This is a genomic window from Streptomyces sp. W16, assembly GCF_033194735.1.
Taxonomy (GTDB): Bacteria; Actinomycetota; Actinomycetes; order Streptomycetales; family Streptomycetaceae; genus Streptomyces.
The window spans coordinates 1-4,363 of the sequence record NZ_JAWOAI010000686.1; the positions used below are offsets into that span (position 1 = coordinate 1).

Genomic DNA, 4,363 nt, shown 5'->3' on the forward strand with positions numbered 1-4,363 from the left:
ATCGAGGGCTGGTACAACTTGCACCGACTGCACAGCAGCCTCGGCTACCGAAGTCCCGCCGAATACGAGACCGCACTCGCAGCCTGACCACCACACCGATGGTGTCCGTCAAAGCGCAACAAGCTCACTTGGGCCAGGCGCTGACCTCGGTCTGTGGTCGGGCCAGTTCGAGGATCTGTCACCGGACGTCCCACGCACCAGTGAGGTGTGCCTGGCCATCGACGGTGGACCCGACGAGCTCGACGCGATCTTCAAGCAGTGGAATTCCAAGGGGGTCACGATCCTGCGCGAGCCTCATGACGCGGGGTTCGGGCTGACCTTCCTCGCAGCCGATCCTGACGGGAACCGTATCCGCGTCGCACCGCGGGACTGAAAGGCCGCGATGCGGCAGGCGCGCACGACAGGTGTCACGCCTGCCGTCGTCCGACTTCGTGAGGACGACGAGTGCCCCAGGCGAATGCGCCCCTGAGCGTCGAGGGCCGTAGGCGGTTCGTGAAGCGGTGCCAGACACGTCCCATCGCCCACGTCGCCGCTGAGATGGGCATCTCTCGCGCATGCGCCGGCAAGTGGGTAAATCGCCGGCGGCTACACGGTGATGCGGGATTGCAAGACCGGCCGTCGAGTCCGCACCGGAGTCCGAACGCGACTCCAGCATGGGTCATCGAGCAGATCGAGTCCTGGCGCCGCGAGCACAAGTGGTCCGCGCAACGGATCACCGACGAACTTGTGAGTACCGGTTTGGCGATCGACCGGCGAACTGTCAGCCGACACCTGACCCGGCTCGGCCTCGGCGAACGCCGCTTCATCGACCCAGGTGGTGAGAACAACCGGAAGCCGGGGAAGATGATCACCCGCCGGCCCGGACACATGGTGCACCAGGATGTGAAGAAGGTCGGCCGGATCCCTGATGGCGGCGGGTGGCGGATCCACGGCCGGGACAGCGATCAGGCCAAGGTCGGCAGTCGGGCGAAGTCTGCCGGGGCGAAGCGTGGCCACGTCTGCCTGCACTCCGTCGTTGATGGTTTCTCACGGCTCGCCTGCACAGAACCGCTGGGCGATGAGAAGGGCGCGACGGCTGCTGCTTTCCTCGCCCGGGCGAAGGTCTGGTTCGCCGCCCACGGCATCAACCACATCCACCGGGTCGTCACCGACAATGGCGCTTGCTACCGCTCCGGCGACTTCGCCCGCGTCGTCGGGCAAGGCACCCGGCATCAGAGAACCAAGCCATACACACCTCGGCACAACGGGAAGATTGAGCGCTACCAGCGCATCATGGCCGAGGAAGTCCTCTACGCCCGCGAGTTCACCAGCGAAGACGCCAGGTCAGCCGCGATCACAGTGTGGAACATCCACTACAACGACCACCGGCCGCATAGTGCTGCCGCCGGAAAGTCGCCGGCAGCACGCCTCCGTGAGAGCGTCACCAACGTCGAGCCCTCATACAGCTAGTTATCCGCTGCAAGGCGGTTGAGGACTTCCACCGGAGTGAAGCTCCAGCCGACGAGGCGTGGTCCGCTCCAGTTGATGCCGATCGCGTATCCCTCTCGGGCTGCATCAGGCAGATCGCGGTCGCGCCAGGCATCCAGGGGCATGGATTCAACACGCAGCCGATGCCCCCAGATCTTCGCCGCCCTTTGGGCGCGAGCCGTGGTCGACCAGTAGGGAAGACTTCGTGTGCCGTCCGCCGGGCGGGGAGCCGGGCTTCCCTCGCCGTCCCGAACGAACCAGACCAATCCACTCTGGCGGGCCTCTCGGAAGAATGCAGCCGTTTGCGAACCACTCTGACTCATGTCACGTCAGCTTCGCGTTCCCCGTTACTCATTTTCGTTGGCGGTTCTTAGTCCGGCACCGACAGTGGAGACTCACGCAGCTCCATCGGAAGTGGCTGGTTGCCTTACCCGGCGGAACTCTCTGACGGTAAGAGCTCCCGCACCCACAGCCGCGAAGAGCGGCAACACGGGGAACAAGATCGCGATGCCCGTTGAAACAAAGCCCGTGTCCACCGCTTCCTAACTTCCCCAGGGCACCTGCGCGGCTCTGATGGTCTCGCCCTTGTGGCCGTCGTACGTAACTTTTATGGTGCGCGGGTTCGTAGTGTTCTGTACCAGGCCGCTGCATTCGGTGTGGGTTGAGCCCCGCGCTCCGTCCTCACGGTGGCACTCTGCGAGTCGAACCTCCACAGCGTTCCCCAGTAGGTTCAGCTGCGCGATGCCGTCGAACACCAGCTTTGCTGCAACTGCCACGCAGACCAGTGCCAGCGTGGCATAGCCGACAACTGCGAATACCCTCCCCTTTGGCATGGGCTAATCATGCCGCCTCCTGAGCCCCTCACATAGCCGGGGCCGGGTCTGCTGCACGATCAGGTGATCTTTACCTGCACCAGACCAGGCACTGAACGTCGGGACAGTCGTACTCGCCGAACTCTCCCCAGAGCACCCGCACCGGGCCGGGCTCTGTTCCAACCACGCCATAAGGCTGTCGCTGAGCGCCCGTCAAAAGCCCGATGCCGAGAAGCTGCGCAGCGCAATCACACTGCTCAACGAAGCCCTCAGCCTGCTGCCCGTCGATCACCCGGCCATCGCCATACTCCTGGTGATTCGCGTTGCAGTTCAATCGGCCTTGTCCGGAGCCATCGTGTCAGCGGAAGCCGGCCGAGACTGGGGTGCGGCTGCCCAACTGGAATCCGCACCACCGTACGTACGCATCACCGCAGCGGCCGAGTGGGCCAAAAACGCAGCCGCTTGAGGAGACCACCGTACAGCCGTGACCGCGTACATGTTCGCAGTCGACTACCTCACCAACCTTGCCGAACCAGGCCTGGAAAGCTCAGACAAGGAACTACACCTCCTGCAGTGGAGAGTGCAATTGTCAAAAGCTGTGGATCAGTAGCTGTTCACACAGTCTCGTGGTTCAGGTGGATGAGGCCTTCGAGGGAGCCCAGACGGGCGTGCAGGGCGGGGTCCGGGGTCGCGGTGGTGGTGAGCAACAGCACCTGGGCCGACGAGTGTTCCGGAGCGTAGAGGTCGTCGTCGCCGGGGATGGGGTTGGGCTGGATCTCGATCCGTCCGTTGGGGCTGCTGGCGAGATGGTAGACGCCCCGGTAGTCGCTGTCGCGCTCGGTGAAGACCAGCCCGAGGCGGCCGCTGACGAGCCGGGCCAGCTCGTCGGCGGTGTGGATGCTGGTGCCGTAGGTGTGGTGGTGGTCGGTCATCGTGCACCAGACCCTATGCCGCGACGGTGGCTGGGCGCTCGACCAGTTGGCCGCGTTCGAAGTGGGCCCCGGCACGGACGAGGGCGACGAGGTGGGGTGCGTTCACGGCTCGCCACTGCTGCTGAGCGGACTCGACGAGCTCGAAGACCATGGCCAGGGCGGCCGTGCGGGAGCCGGCCCCGCGAGTGACCTTGGTGCGCAGGCGGACGGTGGCGAAGGTGGACTCGACCGGGTTGGTCGTCCGCAGATGGATCCAGTGCTCGGCGGGGAAGTCGTAGAATGCCAGCGGCTCGGCCTCTTCATCGGTGATCTTCTTGACGGCCTTGGGGAACTTCGTGCCACAGAGCTGAGCGAACCTCTTGATCGCCTCGACTGCGAGCTCGCGGTCCTCGGCGTTGTAGATGTCCTGAAGTGCCTTGCGGGCTCCGGGCTGGGCCGACTTCGGCAGAGCGTTGAGCACGTTGGCCGTTTGTGAACCCAGCACCACTGATGCCGGGAGGCGGGAAAGACCTCGGACAAAGCCTTCCAGAAGCCGGGAGCCCCATCGCCGACCGCCAGGACCGGGGCACGCATTCCCCGGCAGGCGCAGTCGCGCAGCAGGTCCGCCCAGGACTCGCCCGATTCACGGTAGCCGTCCTTGAGCGCGACCAGCTCCTTGCTGCCGTCGGCCCGCACCCCGACGAGGACGAGCACGCAAGCTCTGGCCTCCTTCAGGCGAACGTTGAGGTGGATGCCGTCGGCCCACAAATACACGTAGTCGACTTCGGCGAGGTCGCGGTCCATGAAGGCGGCGTGGTCAGCCTGCCACTGCGTCGTCAGCCGGGTGACCGTGGAGGAGAACCGCTTGCGCTCGCCCGTGGCCTCGTCGACGCGCTTATCGTTCACCCGCGGCGCCTTCACCTCGACCGCGCCGGCCGCGGTGGTGACCTGTCTGGGCTGGTGATAGCCGTTTCGGACCACCAGGCGGCGCCCCTTGTCGTAGCGCTCATCAGCCAACTCGGCTATGTAGGCGTTGACTTCGGCCTCTACTGAGCTTGAACGCGGGTTGTCGTAGCCGCTGACAGAGCTTGATCCTCGCGGTACGCCGTCTCTTATGAGGTATGCGCAGGGTGGTGGTCTGTCGGACGAGCGCCGGCAGTTCCGTGAGGGGAT

The 4,363-nt window shown here is 65.0% G+C and carries 3 protein-coding genes and 2 pseudogenes; 2 read left to right on the forward strand and 3 right to left on the reverse strand.

Annotated features, from left to right (window positions below):
- Window positions 1-118: 118 nt before the first annotated feature.
- Window positions 119-373, forward strand: a pseudogene (locus R6V09_RS47090) (VOC family protein); the annotation flags it as partial.
- Between the two features lie 71 nt (window positions 374-444).
- On the forward strand, window positions 445-1,449 hold the full coding sequence (locus tag R6V09_RS47095) for an IS481 family transposase (protein WP_317887603.1): 1,005 nt from the start codon (window positions 445-447) through the stop codon (window positions 1,447-1,449).
- Here R6V09_RS47095 and R6V09_RS47100 read toward each other — a convergent pair.
- The 3 genes and pseudogenes from R6V09_RS47100 to R6V09_RS47110 all read right to left on the reverse strand — a co-directional run.
- Window positions 1,446-1,790: a DUF2750 domain-containing protein gene (locus R6V09_RS47100; RefSeq protein ID WP_317887604.1), complete on the reverse strand. Its 345-nt coding sequence runs from the start codon at window positions 1,788-1,790 to the stop codon at window positions 1,446-1,448. The genes R6V09_RS47095 and R6V09_RS47100 overlap by 4 nt on opposite strands.
- 1,103 nt (window positions 1,791-2,893) lie before the next feature.
- Window positions 2,894-3,211, reverse strand: coding sequence for a hypothetical protein (locus R6V09_RS47105; RefSeq protein ID WP_317887605.1), 318 nt, complete (start codon window positions 3,209-3,211; stop codon window positions 2,894-2,896).
- A 13-nt stretch (window positions 3,212-3,224) separates the two neighbouring features.
- Window positions 3,225-4,249: pseudogene (locus R6V09_RS47110) on the reverse strand (IS256 family transposase); the annotation flags it as partial.
- Window positions 4,250-4,363 lie beyond the last annotated feature (114 nt).

Coding starts and splice junctions, on each gene's coding strand:
- R6V09_RS47100 (WP_317887604.1), bottom strand. CDS start 1,790: ATGAGTCAGAGTGGTTCGCAAACGGCTGCATTCTTCCGAGAGGCCCGC.
- R6V09_RS47105 (WP_317887605.1), bottom strand. CDS start 3,211: ATGACCGACCACCACCACACCTACGGCACCAGCATCCACACCGCCGAC.